This is a genomic window from Mesorhizobium captivum, from assembly GCF_033977165.1.
GTDB classification, from domain to species: Bacteria; Pseudomonadota; Alphaproteobacteria; order Rhizobiales; family Rhizobiaceae; genus Mesorhizobium; species Mesorhizobium captivum.
In genome coordinates, this window is the sequence record NZ_JAVIJB010000017.1 from 103,297 (window position 1) to 127,173 (window position 23,877).

General features: G+C 64.8%; 19 protein-coding genes. 10 read left to right on the forward strand and 9 right to left on the reverse strand.

The features are described 5' to 3' along the window. Positions 1–25: 25 nt before the first annotated feature. Positions 26–442 carry a response regulator gene (locus RFM40_RS16440; protein ID WP_320226404.1) on the forward strand — a complete coding sequence of 139 codons (417 nt, stop codon included), beginning with the start codon at positions 26–28 and terminating at the stop codon, positions 440–442. Positions 443–514: 72 nt separating this feature from the next. Here the strand turns inward: RFM40_RS16440 and RFM40_RS16445 are convergent, their stop codons facing one another. Next, positions 515–1,228, reverse strand: coding sequence for an HAD family hydrolase (locus RFM40_RS16445; protein ID WP_320226403.1), 714 nt, complete (start codon positions 1,226–1,228; stop codon positions 515–517). A gap of 148 nt (positions 1,229–1,376) precedes the next feature. Here RFM40_RS16445 and RFM40_RS16450 point away from each other — a divergent pair, with 148 nt between their 5' ends. From RFM40_RS16450 to RFM40_RS16460, 3 genes are all read left to right on the forward strand, one after another. Further along, positions 1,377–2,813 (forward strand): glutamine synthetase family protein, encoded by a 1,437-nt coding sequence (locus tag RFM40_RS16450; RefSeq protein WP_430691682.1) that lies wholly within the window; start codon positions 1,377–1,379, stop codon positions 2,811–2,813. Positions 2,814–2,938: 125 nt separating this feature from the next. Beyond that, positions 2,939–4,225, forward strand: coding sequence for an NAD(P)/FAD-dependent oxidoreductase (locus RFM40_RS16455; protein WP_320277807.1), 1,287 nt, complete (start codon positions 2,939–2,941; stop codon positions 4,223–4,225). A 260-nt stretch (positions 4,226–4,485) separates the two neighbouring features. Further along, a complete protein-coding gene (locus tag RFM40_RS16460; protein ID WP_320226401.1) occupies positions 4,486–5,385 on the forward strand; it encodes an SH3 domain-containing protein in 900 nt (299 codons plus the stop codon). 71 nt (positions 5,386–5,456) lie between these two features. Here the strand turns inward: RFM40_RS16460 and RFM40_RS16465 are convergent, their stop codons facing one another. Beyond that, complete coding sequence (locus RFM40_RS16465) at positions 5,457–6,203, reverse strand: SDR family oxidoreductase (RefSeq protein WP_292372230.1); 747 nt, start codon at positions 6,201–6,203, stop codon at positions 5,457–5,459. 459 nt (positions 6,204–6,662) lie between these two features. Between RFM40_RS16465 and zwf the strand changes: the two genes are divergently transcribed. The 3 genes from zwf (at position 6,663) to edd (ending at position 10,718) form a co-directional block, all read left to right on the forward strand. After that, the gene (zwf, locus tag RFM40_RS16470) at positions 6,663–8,132 is read left to right on the forward strand and encodes a glucose-6-phosphate dehydrogenase (RefSeq protein WP_320226400.1); all 1,470 of its coding nucleotides are present in this window, start codon (positions 6,663–6,665) and stop codon (positions 8,130–8,132) included. Beyond that, positions 8,114–8,830, forward strand: coding sequence for a 6-phosphogluconolactonase (pgl, locus tag RFM40_RS16475; RefSeq protein WP_320226399.1), 717 nt, complete (start codon positions 8,114–8,116; stop codon positions 8,828–8,830). The genes zwf and pgl overlap by 19 nt, the downstream gene beginning before the upstream one ends. Positions 8,831–8,894: 64 nt before the next feature. Further along, complete coding sequence (edd, locus tag RFM40_RS16480; protein WP_320226398.1) at positions 8,895–10,718, forward strand: phosphogluconate dehydratase; 1,824 nt, start codon at positions 8,895–8,897, stop codon at positions 10,716–10,718. A 73-nt stretch (positions 10,719–10,791) separates the two neighbouring features. Here edd and RFM40_RS16485 read toward each other — a convergent pair whose 3' ends face one another. From RFM40_RS16485 to RFM40_RS16500, 4 genes are all read right to left on the reverse strand, one after another. After that, positions 10,792–12,447, reverse strand: coding sequence for a vWA domain-containing protein (locus RFM40_RS16485; protein ID WP_320277808.1), 1,656 nt, complete (start codon positions 12,445–12,447; stop codon positions 10,792–10,794). A gap of 87 nt (positions 12,448–12,534) precedes the next feature. After that, the gene (locus tag RFM40_RS16490) at positions 12,535–13,497 is read right to left on the reverse strand and encodes a GlxA family transcriptional regulator (RefSeq protein WP_320226395.1); all 963 of its coding nucleotides are present in this window, start codon (positions 13,495–13,497) and stop codon (positions 12,535–12,537) included. A 52-nt stretch (positions 13,498–13,549) separates the two neighbouring features. Beyond that, positions 13,550–14,449, reverse strand: coding sequence for a bifunctional methylenetetrahydrofolate dehydrogenase/methenyltetrahydrofolate cyclohydrolase FolD (gene folD, locus RFM40_RS16495; protein ID WP_320226394.1), 900 nt, complete (start codon positions 14,447–14,449; stop codon positions 13,550–13,552). Positions 14,450–14,649: 200 nt separating this feature from the next. Further along, positions 14,650–16,959: a GumC family protein gene (locus tag RFM40_RS16500; RefSeq protein WP_320226393.1), complete on the reverse strand. Its 2,310-nt coding sequence runs from the start codon at positions 16,957–16,959 to the stop codon at positions 14,650–14,652. 200 nt (positions 16,960–17,159) lie between these two features. Between RFM40_RS16500 and RFM40_RS16505 the strand changes: the two genes are divergently transcribed. Further along, positions 17,160–18,455, forward strand: a complete 1,296-nt coding sequence (locus RFM40_RS16505) for a lipopolysaccharide biosynthesis protein (RefSeq protein ID WP_320226392.1) — start codon at positions 17,160–17,162, stop codon at positions 18,453–18,455. On the opposite strand, the gene RFM40_RS16510 is transcribed toward RFM40_RS16505, so the two are convergent. From RFM40_RS16510 to RFM40_RS16520, 3 genes are read right to left on the reverse strand one after another with little or no spacing between them, the layout of a single operon-like run. After that, a complete protein-coding gene (locus RFM40_RS16510) occupies positions 18,429–19,385 on the reverse strand; it encodes a DUF6492 family protein (protein WP_320226391.1) in 957 nt (318 codons plus the stop codon). The two genes, RFM40_RS16505 and RFM40_RS16510, sit on opposite strands and share 27 nt — an antisense overlap. Beyond that, entirely contained in the window at positions 19,382–20,176 is a 795-nt protein-coding gene (locus tag RFM40_RS16515) for a WecB/TagA/CpsF family glycosyltransferase (protein WP_320226390.1), read from the reverse strand. Before RFM40_RS16515 ends, RFM40_RS16510 begins: the two co-directional genes overlap by 4 nt. Then, positions 20,173–21,345, reverse strand: a complete 1,173-nt coding sequence (locus RFM40_RS16520) for a glycosyltransferase (RefSeq protein ID WP_320277809.1) — start codon at positions 21,343–21,345, stop codon at positions 20,173–20,175. Before RFM40_RS16520 ends, RFM40_RS16515 begins: the two co-directional genes overlap by 4 nt. A 168-nt stretch (positions 21,346–21,513) precedes the next feature. On the opposite strand from RFM40_RS16520, the gene RFM40_RS16525 reads away from it, so the two are divergent. Next, positions 21,514–22,527 carry a glycosyltransferase family 2 protein gene (locus RFM40_RS16525; RefSeq protein ID WP_320226388.1) on the forward strand — a complete coding sequence of 338 codons (1,014 nt, stop codon included), beginning with the start codon at positions 21,514–21,516 and terminating at the stop codon, positions 22,525–22,527. Then, complete coding sequence (locus RFM40_RS16530) at positions 22,496–23,815, forward strand: O-antigen ligase family protein (RefSeq protein ID WP_320277810.1); 1,320 nt, start codon at positions 22,496–22,498, stop codon at positions 23,813–23,815. The genes RFM40_RS16525 and RFM40_RS16530 overlap by 32 nt, the downstream gene beginning before the upstream one ends. Positions 23,816–23,877 lie beyond the last annotated feature (62 nt).

A 23,877-nucleotide genomic window follows, 5' to 3' on the forward strand; every position in this document is an offset into this window, starting at 1 on the left:
CGATCATGACGACGCTCGAAAACCAATGAAACCGGCGGACCGCGGCCCGGCTGCCCGGCTGACGGCGGATTTCTCCAAGGTGCTTGTGGTCGGCAAATCGTCGATCAACCGGGTCGTGGTGTCGAAAATCGTTGAAAAATCCGGGCTGAAGCCGATTTCTGAGTCGCCCGAGACGGCTGAGAAGGCTTTGGCTGGCTTGGTCCCCGGCGCAATCATCCTCGACGGCGGACCCGACGACAAGGATTGCGACGGGTTGTTGTCCGGCATCGACGCGCTGCGGCGCGCTTCCGGCCAGGCGCAGCCCTCGGTGATCCTGCTCTCAACCAGGAATGGCACGCCGGCTAGCCTCGGCCTGTCGAGCGTGATCGACGCGGTGGTTGCCAAGCCGATCACGCCTGAAAGGCTGCAACCGGTGATCGATCGCCTGGTCGGCCGCGCTTAAGCACTCCCGGAAAAGTGCGTACCGGTTTTCCATCCGGAATTGCGAAAACAGATACCTAGACCTGGACAGAGCTCAGCCAGTCCGCGCGATGGCCTCGACCAGGGTCGGCAACTCGCCAAGGTCGGCAATCCGTCGGAAACGCGGCGCCGCATCAGGGGCCTCGGCGTGTTCGACAGCCCAGGTCAATTCATGCGGGACATGGATGCCCCAGCCGCCGGCCTCGATGGCGGGAACCACGTCGGATTTGAGCGAATTGCCGACCATCATGCTTGTCTGCGGACCGTCGCCATGGCGGCTGAAGATGCGGGCATAGGTGGCGGCGCTCTTGTCGCTGACGATCTCGACGGCATCAAAGAGATCGCCCATTCCAGACTGCGCCAGCTTGCGCTCCTGATCCAGAAGATCACCCTTGGTGATCAGCACCAGGCGATAGGCACCGGCGAGCCTTTCGACCGTCTCATGCGCATGCGGCAACGGCTCGATCGGGTGACTGAGCATGTCGCGGCCGGCGGCCAGGATTTCGGCGATGGTCGAGGCTGGAACACGGCCGTCGGTAACCTCGATCGCCGTTTCTATCATCGATAGCATGAAGCTCTTTATGCCGAAGCCATACATACCGAGATTGCGCTTAGCGGCTTCAAGCAGGTTTGCCGAAACCTGGCTTGCCTCGCCATGTTCGGCAAGCATCGCGACAAAGCGCTGCTCGGTCATGCGGAAGAACTGCTCGTTCTGCCACAGCGTATCGTCGGCATCGAAGCCGATCGTCGTCAAATGGGGGACGGACATAAGCGGACACCGTTCGTTGCAGGTGGCTGGTGTAGACGTTGTGGCGCCGCACCGCCAGCCCGAAGACGGTTACCTGCCCGAGGCGCCTCCCCTTCCCTTCTCCCACGGCGCCCGGCTATACTTCGAAATCCGCAACACAATCTGGTGAATGATGCCGCCTGAGAAAAAGGAAGTCCGTCCGTCGAGCCGGGGGGGACGCGCCCGCACGCCTGCGTTCCTGAAAAACGAACGCGGTGTGAAGAACTGGAAGGAAGCCAGCGCCTGGCTGGAATGGCGCGGCATCGAGGACATCGAATGCATCACGCCGGACCAGGCCGGCGTCGCCCGCGGCAAGATGATGCCGTCGAAGAAATTCACCTCCAACACATCGCTGGCGCTGCCTTCGGCGGTGTTCATGACGACGATCTCCGGCGGCTACCCGGAGGACGGCAACGGCTTCCGCTACCCCGAGGACGACGGCGACCTGAAGCTCTTGCCCGACCTTTCGACGCTGACCGTGGTGCCCTGGGAGGAAGATCCGACGGCAGCGGTGATCTGCGACCTCGTCCATCAGGACGGCCGTTCGGTGGAATTCACGCCCCGCAATGTGCTGAAGCGCGTGCTCGCCGCCTATGACGAGCGCGGCCTGAAGCCCGTGGTGGCGCCCGAGATCGAATTCTACCTGGTGCGCAAGAACCCCGATCCGGACTATCCGCTGACGCCGCCCGTCGGGCGCTCGGGGCGGCCGATCGGCGGCGGCGCCGGCTATTCGATCGCCGGCGTCAACGAGTTCGACGAGCTGATCGACGACATCTACCATTTCTCCGAACGGCAGGGCCTGGAGATCGATACGCTGATCCACGAGGAAGGCGCCGGCCAGCTCGAAATCAACCTGCGCCACGGCAATCCGATCGAGCTCGCCGACCAGGTCTTCATGTTCAAGCGCACGATCCGCGAGGCGGCGCTGAAGCACGAAATCTACGCTACCTTCATGGCCAAGCCGATCCAGGGGCAGCCAGGTTCGGCTATGCACATCCACCAGTCGGTCGTCGACAAGAAGACCGGCAAGAACATCTTCTCGGCCGAGGACGGCTCCGAGACGGATGCGTTCTTCCATTTCATCGGCGGCATGCAGAAGCATGTGCCTAACGCGCTGGTGATGTTCGCGCCCTACGTCAATTCCTACCGCCGGCTGACGCAGGCGGCCTCGGCGCCGGTCAACACCAAATGGGGTTACGACAACCGCACGACGGCCTTCCGCGTGCCGCGATCCGACCCTGCGGCGCGGCGCGTCGAAAACCGCATTCCATCGTCCGATGCCAACCCCTACCTGGCGCTCGCCGCTTCGCTCGCCTGCGGGCTGATCGGCATCACGAAAAAGGAAAAGGCTTCGGCCCCGGTGCTCACCACCGCCAACGAGGACGAGATCGATCTGCCGCGCAGCCTGCTCGAGGCCGTCGACCTGTTCGAGGGCGACAGGGAGCTCGGCGCCATCCTCGGCAAATCCTTCGCCGCCACCTATGCGGCGATCAAGCGCGCCGAGTTCGAGACCTTCATGGAAGTGATCAGCCCATGGGAGCGGGAGTATTTGTTGCTCAATGTGTGAGTGGCGACTTCGTCGCGTGAATGGTGAATAGTGAATGGTGAATAGGTTCATACTGGACGGGTGAACGCAGCGCTTGCGCCGCACAAAGCCATTCACTATTCACTATTCACCATTCACCGGCGTTCATGCCCTACCAATCCCCCATCTCCCCCGGCCGGTCCTGGTATGAAGATTCGGCCGGCCCTCGGCCTGAGTATCCAGCGCTCGACGGTGATCGGACTTGCGATGTCGTCATCATCGGGGGTGGCTTCACCGGTCTCTCGGCGGCGGCGCATCTTGCCAAAGCCGGTACGAATGTCGTGCTGATCGATGCTTACCGCTTCGGCGACGGCGCGTCCGGGCGCAATGGCGGCCAGCTCGGCACGGGCCAGCGCGCCTGGGCCGAGGAACTTGAGGCCGAATACGGGCTCTCGCGCGCCAAGGCGCTGTTCGATCTCGCGGAAGAGGCCAAGACGCATCTGCTGGACTTCGCGACGGCCAACCAAATCGAGATCGACTATATGCCCGGCCAGCTGTCGGTGGCGCACAAGCGGCGTTACGTCGACGACTACAAGGCCCATGCCGAGATCATGGCGAGCCGTTTCGGCTATCGGCACATCTCATTCATGGATGCCAGCGAGACAACGGAACGGCTGGGCTCGACGCGCTATTTCGGCGGCACGCGCGATACCGGGACCGGACATATCCACCCGCTAAAGCTGGTGATCGGCACGGCAAAAGTGGCTGCCGCGGCCGGCGCGCATCTGTTCGAGCGGACGCCCTCGACCGGCCTTACCGCGAGCGGCGGCAAGGTGAGGGTGACCACTCCGAAAGGCACGATATCGGCCGAGAAATGCCTGATCGCGGTCAATGCCTATGGCGGCAATCTGGAGCCGGTGAGCGCGGCGCACATCATGCCGATCGGCTCCTTCATCGGCGCGACCATGCCGCTCGGCGCCGAATCCAAGGTGCTGCCGGGTGGCGAGTCAGTGGACGATTCCCGCTTCGTCGTGCGCTACTTCCGTAGGTCGAAGGATGGGCGGCTGCTTTTCGGCGGCCGCGAGGTCTATGCCGTCAATGATCCGAAGGACATCCATATCCACATCCGGCGGCAGATCGCCGAGCTCTATCCGGCGCTGAAGGACGTCGAGATCACGCATGGCTGGGGCGGCTATGTCGGCATCACCGTGCCGAGGAAGCCTTTCGTGCGCGAGGTGATGCCGAACGTGATCTCGATGGGCGGTTACTCCGGCCACGGGGTCATGCTGTCCAACTTCTTCGGCAAGCTCTATGCCGAGACGGTCGCCGGCAATCGCGACCGGTTGAAACTGATCGAGGATCTGAAGATTCCCGCTTTCCCCGGCGGCCGACGTTTTCGCGCGCCGCTGCTGTTTCTGGCACTCAACTGGTTCGCTTTGCGCGACAGGATCTGAGGGCGGACATCTCGAAGAAGCTGTTGATTCGACAAGTCTGCTTCCCCAACGGCATGTTGCAGAATCCTTAACGAACGCGCAGAATTTCGCAAAAAGGCGCAGTGATGCCATAATCAGCGGCAAAAGATGCCGGTTCTGGGCGATAAAATGGGGATTTGCGCGGGCCTGCCCGCTGGAATTTTGGGACCGATGCCGATCAGCTGCGAACTGTTTGCGGCAGGATCGAAAGAACGTCGGCCCGCTTTTTGGAGGTGGTCTAAGTGAACGAGCCCTTCAGTTTCGGTGCGCCGGAACGACGGCGCTTTGCAGTACAGTTCGGCTATGACATGCGGCCGTCTTTCTGGCAGGGCCTGCAGTCGAACGCGCATCTGGTGATCGCGGCCGTCGGCACCGCGGCGCTGCTTGGCGTGGCCGCAGTGGCGCTTTGGCTGGCCCTGCCGGCCAATGAACGGCAGGCGATCGCAAGCGCGGAGCAGACCGTTCCCGCGATCCCGGTCAAGACGAAGAAGATCGCACCGGCCGCTGCGAGCGCAGCTGTCTCCGTCGCCGCGCCGCAGGTCGCGCGCAAGGCCGATGCGGTTTCGCCCGTCACTGCCGTGCGCGAAGCCGCCATCCCGGCGCTGGCATCCAACAGCCCGCGCTGGACCGGCGCGGATGCGGCGACCGCGTCCGCCGCGGCTGAGGCTCCGCCGGCCTCATCCGTTCAGGCCGCGGAGAAGCCGGCAACGCAGAACGACAAGCCGGCCGTTGCCGCCTTCGCCGAATCCGTGTCAGGGAACGATGCTTCGGCCGCCTTGTCCGAGGTCGCGGCGCCTGCGCCGGCGGCCGACCAATCGGCAGATGCGAAAAAGCCAGACGCCAAGATGGACGGCGCGCAGACCGCGGCCATACCGGAAGCAAAGCCGCAGGAGACTCAGCCGGCAGCAACCGAGGACGCGGCCCAGGACGAGCCGAAGCCTCAGAAGGTCAGCGCCGGCGCCAATGGACGCATCCTGCGGGCAGTCACCATGCGGAGCGGCCCGAAGAAGGGCGCATCCGCAATCGTAACGGTGCCGGCCAAGGCATCGGTGCAGGTAATGAGCTGCAAGAAATGGTGCGAGATCGTCTATAACGGCAAGCACGGCTGGGTTTGGAAAACCTACCTAAAAACCGGCACCTGATCCGTTTCCCGGGTTGAACCCGGCCGCAAAGTGCCGCCAGCCGCCAAATCGCTTCGCGCTGGAGCGGCCGCTCAGATGCAGCGCCCGCCATCGACCTCCAGCGCCACGCCGGTAATAAAGGCTGCCTCGTCCGACGCCAGCCAGAGCGCCGCGTTGGCGATGTCGAGCGGCGTCGAGAGCCGGCCGAGCGGGATCGAGGCGCGGAATTTTTCGCGGATCTCCGGCGTGTCGGCGCCCATGAACTTCTCCAGCATGCCGGTTTCGCCGGCGACCGGGCAGAGGCAATTGACGCGTATGTTCTTCGGCGCGAGCTCGACCGCCATCGACTTGGTGGCGGTGATCGCCCAGCCCTTGGAGGCATTGTACCAGGTGAGGCCCGGCCTCGGGCGAAGCCCCGCCGTCGAGGCCGTGGTCAGGATGACGCCGCCGCCCTGCCGATCCATGATCGGCACCACGGCAAGGGCGGCATGATAGATCGCCTTCATGTTGATGGCAGTGATCAGATCGAAGGTTTCCTCGTCGACCCCGAGCAGGTCGCCGTTGCGGTGCGTGTAGCCGGCATTGTTGACCATGATGTCGACGCGGCCGAAGGCGTTCTTGGCGGCATAGACCATCTCGTCGAATTCGGAGCGCAGCGAGACGTCGGTCTGGGTCCAGATCGCGCTGTCGCCGATTTCTTGCGCGACGCGCTCGGCGCCCTTGGCGTTGAGGTCGGCGACGACGACGCGCGCGCCCTCTTCGGCGAAGCGCTTCGCCATGCCCTCGCCGAAACCCGACGCCGCGCCAGTGATGATGGCAACCTTGTTTTCCAGACGCATGGTTTTCCCGCACATTCTAGATCATCCGCACCCGGGAGTTGGCCATGGCGCGATGTCGCGCTCATGATTTCTCCCTGATAAAGCGCGCCGTGTCGAAACGGATTCAGGCGACGCGCTTTCAGTCGTTGTTTTGATGCCTGTCGTTCTCCAAAACCGCTGCGCACTTTTGGGCGACATGCATCCTTGTTTTGATGCATGTCGTTCTCCAAAACCGCTGCGCACTTTTGGGCGACATGCATTGGCTTTCGTCACATTCACGTTCTATGTTGCAGCTGCGAACGCTGCCGGAAGACATCGCTTGCCGACAAGCCTTCCGGTAGCGCCAGTATCAGGGGCACGTCTAGACCCAATCAATCCCCCGCGATTGGCCCTTGATGCGACACCAAGGCACTGGACGATTTAAATCGATTAGAATATATCAGCCCCGCTACCGGCGAGCGGCATCAAACCGGACTGACCATGACCAGCCAGATCATCCCCGTCGACCCCTTCGACTTCATCATCTTCGGCGGCACCGGCGACCTGTCGGAACGCAAGCTCCTGCCCTCTCTCTACTATCGCCAGTGCGGTCACCAGTTCTCCGAGCCGACGCGCATCATCGGCACGTCGCGCGCGAAGATGACCGATGCCGAATTCCAGGCCTTCGCCAAGAAGGCGATATCCCAGCATGTGAAGCCGGCCGATGTCGATGCCAAGGAGCTGGAGAGCTTCTTGGCCAGGCTTTCCTATGTCTCGGCCGACGCGACCACGGGCGCCGGTTTCGACAAGCTCAAGAAGGCGATCGGCGACAGCGACCGCATCCGCGCCTTCTACCTCGCGGTGGCGCCGGCGCTGTTCGGCGACATCTCGCACCAGCTCAAAGAGCACAAGTTGATCACACCGAACTCGCGCATCGTGCTGGAGAAGCCGATCGGGCGGGATCTCACCTCGGCGCGCGCGCTCAACGACGCGGTGGGCGACGATTTCCACGAAAGCCAGATCTTCCGCATCGATCACTATCTCGGCAAGGAAACGGTGCAGAACCTGATGGCGCTGCGCTTTGCCAATGCGCTCTACGAGCCGCTGTGGAACTCCGCTCATATCGATCATGTGCAGATCACGGTGGCCGAGACCGTGGGTCTCGAGGACCGCGTCACCTACTACGACAAGGCAGGCGCACTGCGCGACATGGTGCAGAACCACATCCTGCAACTGCTTTGCCTGGTTGCCATGGAAACACCATCGTCGATGGATGCGGATGCCGTGCGCGACGAGAAGCTGAAGGTGCTGAGGGCATTGAAGCGCATCAACGGCAACGAGGCGCCCAAGCACACCGTGCGCGGCCAGTATCGCGCCGGCGCCTCGGCCGGCGGAGCCGTCAAAGGCTATGTCGAGGAGTTGGGCAAGAGCAGCGACACGGAGACCTTCGTCGCCATCAAGGCCGAGATCGGCAACTGGCGCTGGGCCGGTGTTCCCTTCTATCTGAGGACCGGCAAGCGGCTGGCGACGCGCGTTTCGGAGATCGTCATCGAGTTCAAGCCGATCCCCTATTCGATCTTCGGCGAAAGCGCCGGACCGATCTTCGCCAACCAGCTCGTCATCCGCCTGCAGCCGGACGAGGGCGTCAAGCAGTTCATCATGATCAAGGATCCGGGGCCGGGCGGCATGCGCCTGCGCCAGATTTCGCTCGACATGAGCTTCGCGCAGTCGTTCCAAGGCCGGGCGCCGGACGCCTATGAACGGCTGATCATGGATGTGGTGCGCGGCAACCAGACGCTGTTCATGCGCCGGGACGAGGTCGAGGCGGCCTGGAAATGGATCGACCCGATCCAGAATGCCTGGGAAAGCGCAAGGCAAGAAGCGCAGGGCTATACGGCGGGCACCTGGGGGCCCTCGGCCTCCATCGCGCTCATCGAACGTGACGGACGGACATGGCACGAGAGCAATTGAGCGGGGCCGCCTACGCCTGGAACGGCTTTGCCGACCGCCAGCAGCTGGCGGCAGCCCTTGCCGGCAACGTCGCCGCCCGGTTGACCAAGGCGATTGCCGAGCGCGGCACGGCGCTGCTCGCCGTATCCGGCGGCACGACGCCGGCAAAATTCTTCGCCGCACTGTCCTCGATACCGATCGCCTGGGACAAGGTCACGGTGACGCTGGTCGACGAGCGTTTCGTGCCGCCCACCTCGCCGCGCTCGAATGCCGGGCTGGTGGCGGCCAAGCTGCTCCAGAGCAAGGCGGCGGCAGCGCGCTTCGTGCCGCTCTACCATGAAGCGGCCAGCATCGAGGCCGCGGCGGCTTCGGACAGCGAGGCCTTGCAGTCCTTGGCATGGCCGCTCGACGTCGTCGTTCTCGGCATGGGCGCCGACGGCCACACTGCCTCCTTCTTTCCCGATGCCGACAAGCTCGCTGAATTGCTCGACCCGTCCTCGCAGCGAATCGTGCTGCCGGTGCATGCGCAAAGCGCCGGCGAGCCGAGGCTGACGCTGTCGATGGCGCGGATCGTTGCCGCCGGTTTCATCGCGCTCCACATCGAAGGCGAGGACAAGCGCACCGCCTTCGACGGCGCGATGGGAGCGGGCGTAAAAAAGCCCATCCGCGAAGTGCTCGAGGCAGCGCCGATACCGGTAGAGGTGTTCTGGGCACCCTGATTTCACCAAGGAACAGCCCCGGAGGCTATGGGAGGACGTTTTCCGGGGCTCGAAAGGACCAGCCATGACAGCCAGACGCGACATCGAAGCCATCACGGAACGCATCCGCCAACGCTCGAAAGCCGGCCGCGAGGCCTATCTCGGCCGCATCGCGGAGGCATCCGGCCGCGCCGCCAACCGCGCGGTGCTCTCCTGCGGCAACCTCGCGCACGGCTTTGCCGTCTGCAGCCCGTCGGAAAAGGTCGCGCTCGGCGGCGACCGCGTGCCGAACCTCGGCATCATCACCTCGTACAACGACATGCTGTCGGCGCATCAGCCGTTCGAGACCTTCCCGGCGCTGATCAAGGACGCGGCCCGCGAGGCCGGCGGCATTGCCCAGGTGGCGGGCGGCGTGCCGGCAATGTGCGACGGTGTCACGCAAGGCCAGCCGGGCATGGAACTGTCGCTGTTCTCGCGCGACGTGATCGCCATGGCGGCGGCGATCGGCCTCTCGCACAACATGTTCGACGCCGCCGTCTTCCTTGGCGTCTGCGACAAGATCGTGCCGGGGCTGGTGATCGCGGCGCTTACCTTCGGGCACCTGCCGGCGGTGTTCATCCCGGCCGGACCGATGACGTCGGGCCTGCCGAACGACGAGAAGGCCAAGATCCGTCAGCTCTATGCCGAGGGCAAGGCAGGCCGCGCCGAGCTGCTCGAGGCGGAGTCCAAATCCTATCACGGGCCGGGCACTTGCACCTTCTACGGCACCGCCAATTCCAACCAGATGCTGATGGAGATCATGGGCCTGCACACGCCCGGCGCCTCCTTCGTCAATCCAGGCACGCCGCTGCGCGACGCGCTGACCAGGGAAGCGGCCAAGCGCGCGCTGGCGATCACCGCGCTCGGCAATGCCTATACGCCGGTCGGCCGCATGATCGACGAGCGCTCGATCGTCAACGGTGTGGTCGGCCTGCACGCCACCGGCGGCTCGACCAACCACACCATTCACCTCATCGCGATGGCCGCGGCGGCCGGCATCGCGCTCACCTGGCAGGACATTTCCGACCTCTCGGAAGCCGTGCCGCTGCTGGCCCGCGTCTACCCGAACGGGCTGGCCGACGTGAACCATTTCCACGCCGCGGGCGGGCTCGGCTTCTTGATCCGCGAGCTGCTTGACGAGGGCATCCTGCATGAGGACGTGCAGACGGTGTGGGGTGAAGGCTTGAGGCCCTATGCGGTCGAGGCCAGGCTCGGCGCCGACGGCAGCGTCGTGCGTGAAGCGTCGCCGCTCACGAGCGGCGACGAAAAGGTGCTGGCGCCGTTCAAGAAGGCGTTCCAGCCGACCGGCGGCCTGAAAGTGCTTGCCGGCAATCTCGGCCATGCCGTCATCAAGACCTCGGCGGTGAAGCCCGAGCGGCGCGTCATCGAGGCGCCGGCAAAGGTGTTCGACAGCCAGCAGGGGCTGAACGATGCCTTCAAGGCCGGCACGCTGACCGGCGATTTCGTCGCCGTCATCCGTTTCCAGGGTCCGAAGGCCAACGGCATGCCGGAGCTGCACAAGCTGACCACCGTGCTCGGCATCCTGCAGGACCGCGACCAGCGCGTCGCGCTGGTGACTGACGGACGCATGTCCGGCGCCTCCGGCAAGGTGCCGGCGGCGATCCATGTGACGCCGGAAGCGGTCGAGGATGGGCCTATCGCCAGGATCCACGACGGCGACATCATCCGCCTCGATGCCGATGCCGGCACGCTGGAAGTGCTGGTGCCGGGGACGGAATTCGCGCTGCGCCGCACGGCCGATGCCGATCTCGTCGGCAACGAGTTCGGCTTCGGCCGCGAGCTGTTTGCCGGCTTCCGGCAACTGGTCGGCCGCGCCGACCATGGCGCCGCCGCCTTCGCAAACGCCTGACCTCCTCCAACGTGCTTCAAGAAAAGGGCGGCTCGAAGCCGCCCTTTTTCGTCCGTTCGCGGAGCGCCAATGCCTACTGCACCGTGATCTCGGACCGCTCGCCGGCCTTGATCGTCACTGGCATTTCCTTGTCCTGACCCTGGTCGGACATGTGGCGCACAACGACATAGTCGCCGGCGGGGATCGTTTGCTGCCAGCTGTCGCCATAGCTTAGCCCAAGCGACTTGCGCTTGCCCTCGATGTCCTTCTTCGATGAGAACACCTCGATCGAATAGGCGCCGGGCGCCGACATCGCCAGCACGCCGGCGTCAAGGGCCACCTTCACGTCCTGATTGTCGCCGGCATTGATGCTGAAGGGCTGCTCGACGACGGCGAGATCGAGCGTGGTGAGCGCGACATAGTCGTCCGGCGGCAGCCAGAACTTGCTGTCGGGACCGTAGGAGTGCTCGACGCTCTCGCGCGAGCCGTCGATCTTCTTCTTGGCCTTGACGATCTCGAAGCCGATGCCGGAATTGTCGGCCTTGTCGCCGCCGGCGGTGTAGTAGGCGTTGAGCATCGCATGGCCGACGCCGACAATGATATCCTTCTCGACGGTCTGTCCGGCGGCAAGCTGGACGGTCTCCGTTGCGGTGCCCGCGCCGATCTGCACCGTCACCTTCTGCTCGCCCGCGGGCACGGTGGCCTTGGCGTCGCCATAGTGGGTGGTGTTGCCGCCCGGATAGTTGAAGTCGACGCGCGCCTCGCCGCTGATCTCGGAGCCCTGGCTCGCATGCGGGTGGATGACCAGGGTGCCGGCGTTCAGCGTGAACAGCGGGCTGTAGGTCTGTCCGGCCTCGACTTTGATCTTCTGCTCGCTCCTTGCCTCGTCGTCACGCCCGACGACGATATAGTCGCCCGGCTCGAGGTTGGTTTTCAGCTCGCCATACTCGGTCATGACCTGATCGCCGCGCGTGCCGTCGGCCGCGGCTTTATAGATCTCCCAGGCATTGCCGTCGGTGATCGGATCGCCGCCCTCGGCCATGGCCACGCTCGGCATGAAATTGAATTCAGGCTTGGCCGGTTCGGGCGCCGGCGCGGGGGCTGGAGCGGGCTCAGGCGCGGGAGCCGGCGCCGCCACGGTCTCCACCAGCGCTTGCTGCAGCGCCTTCTCGTCGGAGGCCTGGATGTATTTGCCGCCGGTGTTTTCGGCGAGACAGGCGATCTGCCTGCCTTCGTCGGCAGTCAGGCCGAAGCCGACTACGTCGGCGGTGAAGGCGACACCGGTTTCCTTCAGCTCCTTGCCGAGCGCGCACGGATCGCCGCCGCAGGTCTCAAGCCCGTCGGTGATGAGGACGACGGTGGCCTTGTCCTCGGTGTATTTCAGCGCTTCCGCCGCCTGCTTGACGGCCGCCGTCAGCGGCGTCTTGCCGAGGAATTTCATGCTGTCGGCGGCGGCCGAAATCGCGCTTGCCGAACCCGCCTGCGGCGGCACGATCAGCTCGATGTCCTCGCAGCTGCCCTTCTGGCGATGGCCGTAGGCCATGAAGCCGATCTCGTCATCGGCCGGCACCGACTGCAACACGGTGCGCAGCGATTCGCGCGCGATTTCGAGCTTCGGCTTGCCGTCGATCTGGGCCCACATGGAGCCTGATGCATCGAGAATGATGATGACCTTGTTGGCGGCAAAGCCAAACGTGGTCGTCGACAAAAGGAGGATCGCCGCAGCGACGCTCCGTGCCAGTCCCGCCATGAAAATCTCCTGAGTGAGCCCCCTGTCCGCGCCGGGAAAGCTATTTGAGGCAGCCTCTGGAGACAAGCCCGATGGCAGCAAAGCCACTCAGTATGTGGTGCGGCGCTCTTCCGACGGCGGACGGCCGAACTGCAGCCGGTAGCTCTGCGCGAAATAGGAGTGCGAGGTGAAGCCGGTGGCGATCGCCACGTCGAGGATCGGCATATTGGTCTGGCGCAGCAATTCGCGCGCCCGCTCCAATCTCAGCCGCATGTAGTAGCGGCCGGGCGTGACACTGAGATGGCGCAGGAACAGGCGCTCGACCTGGCGCACCGACAGGCCCGCCGACTTGGCAAGCTGCACCGCCGAGAGCGGCTCGTCGAGATGGTCGGCCATCAGCTCGACGATGCGTCTCAGCTTCTCCGACTTGCCGGTGAGATCGCGCTCGGGGCCGACGCGCTGGCGGTCGCCGGCCGAGCGGATGCGCTCGTGCTGGAACTGGTTGGCGACGCCATTGGCAAGGTTGGAGCCGAAATCGCCGCGCACGATCTCCAGCATCAGGTCGATCGAGGTGGTGCCGCCGGCGCAGGTGTAGCGCTTGCGGTCGATCTCGAAGACATTGCCGGTGCAGGTGATGTCGGGAAAGCGCTCCATGAAGCCGGCGCGGTTTTCCCAATGGATGGTGCAGCGGTAGCCGTCGAGCTGGCCGGCCTCGGCGAGCAGATAGGAGCCGACCGACAGCGCACCGAGCGCGTTGCCGCGCCGGCCCCAGCTGCGCAGCGCCGCCAGCACCTTGCTCTTGCCGGGGAATTCGGTGGTGAGCCCGACCGAGACGAACAGGATGTCGACCGGCGGCATATCGGCGACGGAATAGTCGATCTTGAGCGGCAGGCCGTTGGAGGCCATGACCGCGTCGCCATCCGCCGAAATCGTCGTCCAGCCGTAAAAGTCGCGACCAAGCAACCGGTTCGCCGAACGGAAACAGTCGATCGCCGCGGCAAGCGAGAACATCGAGAACTTGTCGACCAGAAGGAAGCCGAACTGCCGCCCCCCTTGAACGGGATCGTTCATGACCGGCCGTTCAACGGAGGCAGAGAGGTTCGGCAACGCTAAGGCTTTCTGATCAGAAGGACGGCCGCTTCAATCCGGCCGCGAGGTAGGCGGAAGCTACAGTGTTGGCCATCAGCATGGCAATGGTCATCGGCCCGACGCCGCCGGGCACGGGCGTGATGGCGCCGGCGGCCTTGGCCGCTTCGGCATAGGCGACGTCGCCGACCAGCCTGGACTTGCCTTCGCCCTTTTCGGGGGCGGGAATGCGGTTGATGCCGACATCGATGACGGTGGCGCCGGGCTTCACCCAATCACCCTTGACCATTTCCGGGCGACCGACGGCGGCGACCAGGATATCGGCGGTGCGGGCCAGCGCCGGCAGGTCCTTGGTGCGGCTATGGGCAATGGTGACGGTGCAGTTGGCGGCGAGCAGCAGGTTGGCCATCGGCTTGCCGACGATGTTGGAGCGGCCGACGACGACGGCGTTGAGGCCGGAAAGATCCTTGCCGCGCACGCGCTCGATCAAGAGCATCGAGCCGGCCGGCGTGCAGGGCACGAATGCCGTCTCCAACTCGCCGGTGCCAAGCTTGCCGACATTGATGAAGTGGAAGCCGTCGACATCCTTCTCCGGCGCGATCGTCTGGATGACCTTGCCGGCATCGATATGGCCAGGCAACGGCAGCTGCACGAGGATGCCGTGGACGGACGGATCGGCATTGAGATCGCCAATGATCTTCAGCAGCTCCTCCTCAGTCGTCTCGGCCGGCAGCGTGTGCTGCAGCGAATGGAAGCCGCATTCCTTGGCCGTGCGCGATTTCGAGGCGACATAGACCTGGCTCGCCGGATCCTCGCCGACGATCACAACCGCCAGACCGGGCCTGGTCGCGCCCTTGGCCGACAGCTCTGATGTCAGCGCTTTGACCTTTTGAACCACGTCTTCGGCGACACTCTTTCCGTCGATCACTTCGGCCATCATTCACCTTCAACACCGTTCCACGGCCGCGCTTGCAAGCAGCCTGATCCTCAATCCAGCATCGCGATCCGCCAGGCGCCGAGCGCGGGCGATCGAATGCCGCGCGGCATTTTCACGAAAATTCGACAGGGCAATCCCGTCAAAACGTCGTCTGATGCCGTAAACCCGAAACCGGCCGCTTTTATCGGAGGCAGCGTCCTTTAGAAATAGCGGCGGCGCGTGCGGCTTTCGGTCAGGTCGCGCACCGCCTCGCGGAACTCGCGCAGGCTGGCGCGGAGCTCGTCGACCTGGCTCTGCTGATCGACCGGGGACTGGCGCGCCTCGGCGACTGGCGGTTGCGGATGGGAAGGTGCCGCCGATGAAGCGTACGCGTCGTCGGATGGCCCCGCGGGTTGCGGGTAGTCCGGACTATAGGTGCGGGTTTGCACAGACGGCGCCTCGAAGCCAAGGTTCGATGGCGGCGCGTTCCGGGCGCTAGCGCGCCGGTCCAAGCCGGCATCAATCGGCTCGTCCGACCTGCGCAGCATGAAGTTGCGCAGCGAAGCCAGCGATCCGAAGAAGCCCGGCCGGCCGCCCTCATCGGCGGGGACAGGCGATGAAGTGAACGGTGCAACTGGCGGGGGCGCCGGCGACGGAGGGCTCGGTGGCGCCGCGCGATATGCCTCGTCCTCGAAAGCCGGGGCACGCTCTTCGGGTCTGCGGCGTGAGCGGATGTCCGCCGTCTCGCGCAGGCTGGCATAGGCGCCGCGCAGCGCGCCGAGGCCGATGCCGGCGAAGAAGCCGGCAAGCAGGCCGGCCAGCGCCTTGACGGCGCGCGACGGCCCCTTGGCCTCGAGCGGCGCATAGGCCTCCGAAATCAAGCTGATGTTGGCGGTATTGATGTCCTTCTGTTCCCCGGTTTCCTTGGCGCGCAGCAGGAACTGCTCGTAGACCGATCGCTTGGCGGCGGCCTCGCGCTCGAACTCGCGCAGCGAAACCAGGTCGCTGTTGACGTCGCCGCTCTGCACCTTGGCCTGCGCCAGGCGCGAAGCAAGGTCCTGCTCGAGTTGCACGGAGCGCTTCAGATCGACCTGCAGCGAGGACGCGATGCGCTGCAATTCGGCGCCGATGCGTTCGCGCGCGCCGGCAAGCTGGGCGTTGAGCGCCTGCAGCTCCGGATGCCGCGGCCCGAACTTGATGGCGGCACGATCGGCTTCCTGTTTCAGCGCCGCATATTGCGAGCGCAGCTCGCCCATCGTGTTGGAGTTGATCTCTTCCGGCAGGGTGCCGTTGAGAACCGAGTTGACGTTCAGCGCGCGCGCCGAGGCGGCGCGGGCGTTGAGCTCCAGCGTGCGGGCGCGGGCGACGGAGAGCTGCTCGTTGAGCTTCAGCATCTGGTCGTCGCTGATCAGATGACCCTGGGCGTCGACAAGGTCATGCGTGGCCCTGAAATCCTCCACCTTGCGCTCGGCCGCCTCGACGCCCTTGCGCAATTCGTCGAGCCTGGCCGTGAGTTCGTCGGTGGCGCGCCCCGCCGTTTTGGACTGGAGCTCGCTGGATATCTGCTGGAAAGCCGTCCTCATGGTGTTGGCGATCAGGGCCGACTTGTCGGGACTCTCGGTCGTGGCGGTGATCGAGACGACGAAAGTCTTGCCGCCGCGCTCGACGTCCAGGCTATCCGCCAGATTGCCGACCGCCAGCGCGCGCCGGCGCGCCTCGTCGGCAGCACCCTCCGCATCCTGCCGCGACAGGATCGAGCGGAGCATCGACATCAGGCCGATGCCGCCCTTGCCCTGGCCGTTGAACTCAGGATCGTTGGTCAGGTTGAGGTCCGTGACGACCTTGTTGAGAACCGCGCCCGAGGTGAGGATGCGGGCTTGGTTCTCGACGATGGCGAGTGTCGCATCCGAGGCGATCACGTTCTGCGTCAGGTCGCGATCGGTAAGCTTGAGGTCGCGCGGGTCGATGATGACCTCGGTGGTGGCCTCATATTTCTTCGGTGTCGACAGCGCGATGGCGACGCCGAGCACGGCGCCCAGGATCGTTGTCGAAAGAATCAGCGCCTTGGATCGGGTGATACCTCGAACAACCTGCATCGGGTCGATCAGAGGTTTCCATTCCTGCGCGTCGGCATCGTTGCCGGCCAGCGGCCGGCTTGCGTGACGAGATTCGGCATGACGCCATTCGAATGTGGCCGGCGAATAATGGTCCGCGGGACGGCTCTCTTCGCGCGATCCGGCGTGCGGTCCCCGCTCGGCCCAGCCGTCCTCGGCCCGGATCGCTTCCGAAATCGGATCGACCTGAGGTTGGCCGGGTTCGTCGGTGTTCGCGGGCTGCGGGCTCGACCGCCCTTCGCGCTCGAAGCGCGCGGCGCGGTGGCGCGCGGCGGCATCCTCGCGCCAAGATGGGTTGGCCTTGTCGCCGATGGAAACCAGCGATGCGTCCGGGCTGTCCTCGCCGCGCACGGCCTGGCCGAGCGCCAGCAAAGAGCGCTCGCGCCTCCAATCGTCACGGTTTTCCCTGTCGACCATGTCCTGGAACTTACTCTCTGGCGGCTTCCGAGCGGCGGTCGGCCAATCGTTAAGTCACGCTAAACAGGCATGGAAAATAAAACGTTAATTTTTGAGCTCGGGAACCATAGTTTCTCGCCCTGATTGCAGCCTTTCCCAGGGCCGCCGGGGTGCCGCCAGAACGGCACGTTAAGCTTTCCGGCCTATGCTTTGGCTAATCTATGACCCAGACCAGCGACATACCGCAAAGGCGGACGCTCGCGCGGATCGGCCATTTCGTGGCCGCACGCCGGAAGCTGGTTTTCGACTATTTCTCGGCGATCAGCGGCGCCGGCGGGCGGCTGGTGTTCTCGCTTGCCTATTTCGTGGCGTTGGCCAACACGCTGTCGATCAGCGAATTCGGCATGTTCGCCACCGCCTCGGCGGCAGGCGTGATGTTGTCGCGCATCCTCGCCTTCGGCTTCATCTCGGCGCTCTACCGCACGGCGACGATCCGCCGGAATCTGATCGGCACTTTCACCGCCGGCTTCCTGCTGCTCGGTGTGGCCTCGCTGCCGGTCCTCGCCGCCGCTTCTTATGGCGTCTATCTGATCTTCTTCGCCGGCACGGTGCCGCTGTCGGTCTTCGCCGCAGTCGTCTTTGCCGAAGCGCTGCTGTGGCGACCGGTCGAGGTGGTGCTGATCGTCAACAACGGCCTTGGCAAGTTCGGCCGCGCGGCGGTGCTCGCGATCCTGGCGACGGCGCTCAGGGCAGTCGGCGCGGTGCTGTTCATGCTGGCCGCGCAACGCACCATCGGCGTCTGGTCGTGGTTTTATATCGGCGCCAACGCCGCCTCGCTATTCGTCGCCTTCGTCTTCTTCTACCCGCGCCAGCGGCTCAGGCTACGCACCGAGCTCTATTTCAGGCGCCTCGCCGATTCCCTCTATGTCGCGGGGGCCGAGGTGCTGTTCTATTTGCAGATGGAATTCGACAAGCTTTTGGTGCTGTCGATCGGTGGACCGCACCTCGCCGGCATCTACGCCATCATCATGCGGCTGGTCGACCTCACCGCAATCCCGATCCGCACCTTCTCGATGATGCTGGTGCAGCGCATGATGCGCGCGCCCGAACTTCTGTCCCGGCTGGCGGTCAAGAGCGGCATCGAAGGCGGCGTGTTCCTGGTCTCGACGCTGGCGCTGCTCTCGCTCGGCATCGTGTTGCATTTCTTCCCCAATGCACTCGGCAAGAATGTCGCCGAGGCAGCACCCCTGGTGGCGTTGGCGGTATGCGTGCCCGGCTTGCGCAATCTCGTCGAATACCAGGCCGAGTTGCTGTTCGCGCGCGGCCAGACCGCGGTGCGGGCGATCAATCTCGGCCTGCTCGCCGGCCTCAAGGCGGCGCTGCTCACCTATGTGCTGACGACGATCCCCGACACGTCCGACCTGGTGCTGTCGCTCAACATCGTCTTCCTGCTGCTTTATCTCGCCTCGATGTTTCTCACCTATTCGGCGCTACGTCGCCCGGCGAAGGCAGTCTGAACGCCGCGCATCGAGCCCAATCAGCCGGCGGATGCGGCCGACATCGGTGCCGATGAAGGATTGCATGCCGATCGCAACCTGCTCGGGCGCCATGGCATCGACAAAGCGGCGGAACTCCTCGTCCGACAGCGCCTGGCCATTCCAGTGGACCCGGCAGAATTCTTCTGAGCCATGGAAATGACCCGCCCCTTCCAGCACGTCGTCGACATAACGCCCGTAGAGCATGCATTCGGAGAATTTGCGCGCCGAGCCGACGACGCTGACCCAGTCGCGACCGTGCGTCTCTTCGATCCGCTCGCGCATCGCATTTACCGTCTCACGGCGCCAGGCGATCAGCGTCGAGATGTAATCGTGGGTCGAAAGCTTCGCCGGGTCGATGCCGAGCGCGGAGCCGGCATTGCGCGACCAGATGCGATGCTCGTCGTGGCCGTCATCAGCCAGCACGCCATCACGCCGGAACAGTCGCGCCTTGCCGTTGCGCCAGAAGGCGTTCGCGTCGAACGGCTTGAGGAAAGCGACGTCTGAATCGCAAAAGACGAGCACGTCCTCCCTGGCATGCGCGGCAATGGCGATGCGGCGAAGCTGCTGCACGTGCCAGCCACGCAGCGGCTGGGTCCTGAAACTCAGCCAGATACGGCGGCGGAACAGGCTGAGCGGATCATCGAAAACCCGCAGCCAGCGCGGCAGCAAATCCTGCTCATCGACGATCGTGCGGCGGCTGCCTTCAAGCTGACGAAACAGCGCCACGTCACGGTGCTCGACGAGGATGTAGTGCCGCGCGATGCCGGTCACATGGCGATCCATCGTCTCGCACAGCAGCCGGCAGCGCTCGAAATCCGGCGCGTAGCTCGCCGTCACGACCGCGGCCGAAGGCGTGCGCGGCAGCGGCTCGATCCTGGCGGCGGCATCGGGCACGAAGCGGCTGTTCAACGGCGCGCCTCCGCCGGCCGCGGTCCGTGTGACAATTTCTGCTTGAGGACACGCCACAGAAAGAGCGGATTGCCGACCACGTAGCGGCGCCACAGGCGGCCGGGTTCGATCCAGAGGCGAAACAGCCATTCGAGCCGCAGGCGCCGCATCCACAGCGGCGCGCGCGGCACGGTGCCGCTCAGAAAATCGAGCAGCGCGCCGACCGCGATCGACAGTATGCAGTGACGGGCATCGATATGGCGCGCGATCCACAATTCCTGGCGCGGCACACCCATGGCGACCAGCAGCACGTCCGGCCGCAGCCGGGCGATGCGCTCGACTATCGCAGGCTCCTCAGCGGGGGAGAAATAGCCGTCATGGACGACCACGAATTTGTGCTGCACGGCGAGCGCCGAAAGCTTCACGGACGCCGCCTCGGCATTGACCTGCGTCGCGCCAAGCAACGCCACGGTCAGCGGCCGCGTCGATGCCTGCAGAAAGGCGGGCACGAAATCGGTGCCGTTGAGATTGTCGGGGAAAGGCGCGCCGTAGAGCAGCTTTGCGGCAATGTCGACGCCGACGCCGTCCGGCAGCACGAGGAAGTCGTCGAGCGCTTCGGCAAACACCGGATCGCTGCAGGCGAGGTTGGCATTGTGGGCGTTGAGGAAGCTCACCTTGGTGAAGCGCCGCTCGGCGACCAGCCGGGAAAGCAGTGTGACGGCATCGTCCCAGCGAATGGCAAGGACGGAGATGCCGAGAATCGTCTTCAGCGTGTCGAAGCCGAAGGCGGAGCGGGCGGCATGCATGTTCATGCAGCAACCCCTTGCCTGACGACGCCGAGCTTCTCCAGCCCAAGCCGGACCGCGGCATCGAGCGCGCGGACCTGCCGGCGATGAAAGGCGCTGCCGTCGACATCGCGGACATCGGCTGCCGCCGCCTCGAGCGCCGAGGCGAAGGCGACAGGATCATCGGTCACGACACAGTTTTGCGGCCGGTAGCCGATGCCGCGCAGCGAGCGGCTGGTGGCGACGGAAGGCAGGCCAAGCTCGAAGGTCTCGATGGTTTTCAGCTGCACGCCGCTGCCTGCGGTGCTGATCAGCGGAACGACCGCGCCGCCGCGCACGAAGGCCTGGGCGTCCGGAACCCTTCCGACGAACTGGATGCCGGGATGCGTCGACGTTACGCCCGACGGCATGTTGCCGGCGATCCTGATGCGGAAATCCGGCCTGAGATGCGGGACGACCTTGGTCAAGAACCAGTCGAGGCCGATGCGGTTGGGCTGCCAGGTCCAGGTGCCGATCAGAGCCGCGTCGCAGTCGATGCGGCGCGGGCCTTTGTTCGCCGGCGCAGCGGCGCGCGTCACAAGCGGCAGCACCGCCGAGCGGTCGTCAGACGCAACGCCGAGCGCCCCGCGGTCCTCTTCGGCAAGCGTGAAGACGAAGCGCGCTGCGCGGCACAGACGCTTCTCCATGACCTCGAGCAGCCTGGCCTCACGGCGGAACAGCCAGCGTTGAAGGACACTGCCGGCCGCTGCGGCGTTCTCCTCGGCCGAGCGGTGCTCGGCATTGTGCGCGACGAAGATCGACGGCCGGTCGCCCAGGACACTTTCGAAGGCGCCGGCAAATTGCACGGAATTGAGGACATAGCCGTCGAACGGGCCGGCGTGCTCGATCGCCGCGTGGACATCCGCAGCGGAAACGACGCGCAGCTTGATGGAGGCAAAGGTAAGACCCATGCGCATCGCCTTGCCCACCCAGGCGAGCTTCTGCAGCGCCGAGGCGCTTTCGGTACGCACGTCGATGGCGCCGAGGACGATGGTGTTCTCAGGATCGGCGGCAGGCTTTCCCGGCCAGCTGAAACCGATCACCGTCACGCGCGCGCCGGCACGCCGCAGCGCTTCGATGATTGCGGCGTTGGCAATCTCGTAGCCCGAAGCAAGGGCGCCGTCGGGCACGATCGATGTGGCGAACAGCAGATGCATCTCACCTATCCATTGGTGTAGCCGGTAGCAAAACGCGGTGAAGCCTTGATTAAATGGCATCGTCAAAGGCTGAAAGCCGAGGTTTCGCTGACCTCGCCGTGAAAGGTGATTAACGAAGCGTTATCATCGGGCTGCTATCGAAGGCCGGACCCACACGGCTGGAAACGGATGATCCCTTTGCCATCGGACGCTTTGGTATCGACCGCGGGGGTATCGATCGCGGGACGGTCTCCGGGGCTTGCCGCCGAGACCGTCGAGGCTGTCGTCACGCTGCCGACATTCAAGCGGCCGCAACTGCTCCTGGAAACACTGGCTTCGCTCAAGGCCCAGAAAACCGTGCGCCGCTTCGCCGTCATCGTCATGGAGAACGAGGCCGAGGCGTGCGAGGGCGCCAAGGCGGCATTGCCGCTGTTCGAGCGCGGCGAGGTGCCGGGCCTGGTCATCATCGCGCATGAGCGCGGCAATTGCAGCGCCTACAATGCCGGCTGGCAGACGGCGATGCTGCACTTCCCCAACCTCAAGCATCTGCTGGTGATCGACGACGACGAGATCGCCGAGCCCAACTGGCTGGAGCGCATGTGCAAGGCCGCCGAGACGCTTCGGGCCGACATCGTCGGCGGACCGCAAGTGCCGGTCTTCGCCGATCCCTCCCATGCGAGATGGGCCGACCACCCGGTCTTCGCGCCGCCATACCGCGAAACGGGCCGCGTGCCGGCGCTCTATTCATCCGGCAATCTGCTGGTCGGACGCAATGTGCTTGTCGCTATGGGACCGCCCTTCCTCGATCTCAGGTTCAACTTCATGGGCGGCGGCGATTCCGATTTCCTGAGCCGCTCGGCGCAGAGGGGTTTCGCGCTCGGCTGGTGCGCGGAGGCAAGGGTCAAGGAAACGGTTCCGGCCCGGCGCGTGGAAGCCGACTGGATCCGCGCCCGCAGCCTGCGCAACGGGGTCATCTCCACCCTGGTGGAAAAGAAGAAGCGTGCCGGCACGCCGTTCTCCGGGACCAAGGTTTTGCTGAAGAGCCTGGCGCTGCTTGCCGCCTCGCCGCTGCGCGGCGCCACAAGGTTGGCGCGCACAGGGTCGCTGGCAACTGGCCTCTATCCCGTCTATGTCGCGCTCGGCCGGGTGCTTGCCGAATTCGGATATGCCAATGAGCAGTACCGACAGCCTGAGAAGAACTGAGCGCGCGCCGCTCAGCGCCGCTTTCACGCGCGAGGGTGTTGCGACGGCTGTCGCGGCGCTGCTCTTTGCCGTCATCATCATCTCCTTCCGTCCCTTCCAGCCGGCCGGCGCCGAACTCACCGGCGATGGCGGCGACATCGTCAACCAGCTCGGCTTCGGCTCGCTCGGCGCCATCTCGATCTTCTCGCTGCTCGCCTTCGCCGACCCGCGCGTGGTGCGCTCGCTTATCAGCCCGTCCTGGGCGCTGATGCTGGGCTTCTTCTTCCTGTCGGTGATCCTTGCCACCGATCCGCCGTCGGCGATGCGCGCCGCCTCCTTCACCATGATCGGCATCATCACCATGGCGACGATCCTGGTGCTGCCGCGTGATGCAGACTCCTTCGCCAGGGTCGTCATCTTCACCGCCGTCGTGGTTATGGGGCTCTCTTATGTCGGGCTCATCGTCTTTCCGCACGAGGCGCTGCATACCGCCGACTCGCAAGAACCCGAGCATGCGGGCCTGTGGCGCGGTGTCTTCACCCACAAGAACATCGCGGGACCGGTAATGGCCTGCTTCAGCTTCGCCGGGCTCTATCTCTGGCGGCGCGGGCAACGCTGGTGGGGCATCGGCATCTTCTCAGCGGCGATGATCTTCATGCTGCACACCGGCTCGAAGACAACCGTCGGACTTGTGCCGTTCTCGATCCTGATCGTGGTGCTGCCCAGCCTCATCGGCATGCGGCTCGGCACGCCGGTCCTGTTTCTGTCGGCGATCGTCGCGACCGCGGTCGGCACGCTCGGTATCGTTTTCATTGCGCCGGTGAAGCATCTGGCGGCGGTCTATTTTCCGGATCTCACCTATACCGGCCGCACGACGCTATGGGAGTTCGCCGGCGAGATGCTGGCGAAGAGGCCCTGGACCGGCTACGGCTATGAGAGCTTCTGGGGAACGCCGCTGTTGCTCAACCAGGACCAGCCCTTCGACCGGCCCTGGGACATCCGCACCATCGTGCACGGCCATGACGGTTATCTCGACATCGCCGTGCTGATGGGTATCCCCGCGCTCGGCGTCGCCATCTACACCTTCCTGATCGCGCCGCTCAGGGACTACATGCGCATCCCGCTGCGCAACGAGAACATCTATCTCGGCGACTTCTTCATGATGGTGGTGCTGTTCGCGGCGCTGAACGGTTTTCTCGAAAGCTTCTTCTTCCGCCGCGCCGATCCCGTCTGGCTGTTCTTCGTGTTCAGCGTGCTCGGCCTGAGGCAGGTTTCGCTGCGGCCGATCCCGGGGCGTCGCTCCTACTAGAGCAATTCCAGGAAAAGTGTGTAACGGTTTTCCGTCCGGAATTGCGTAGAAACAAATAGTTA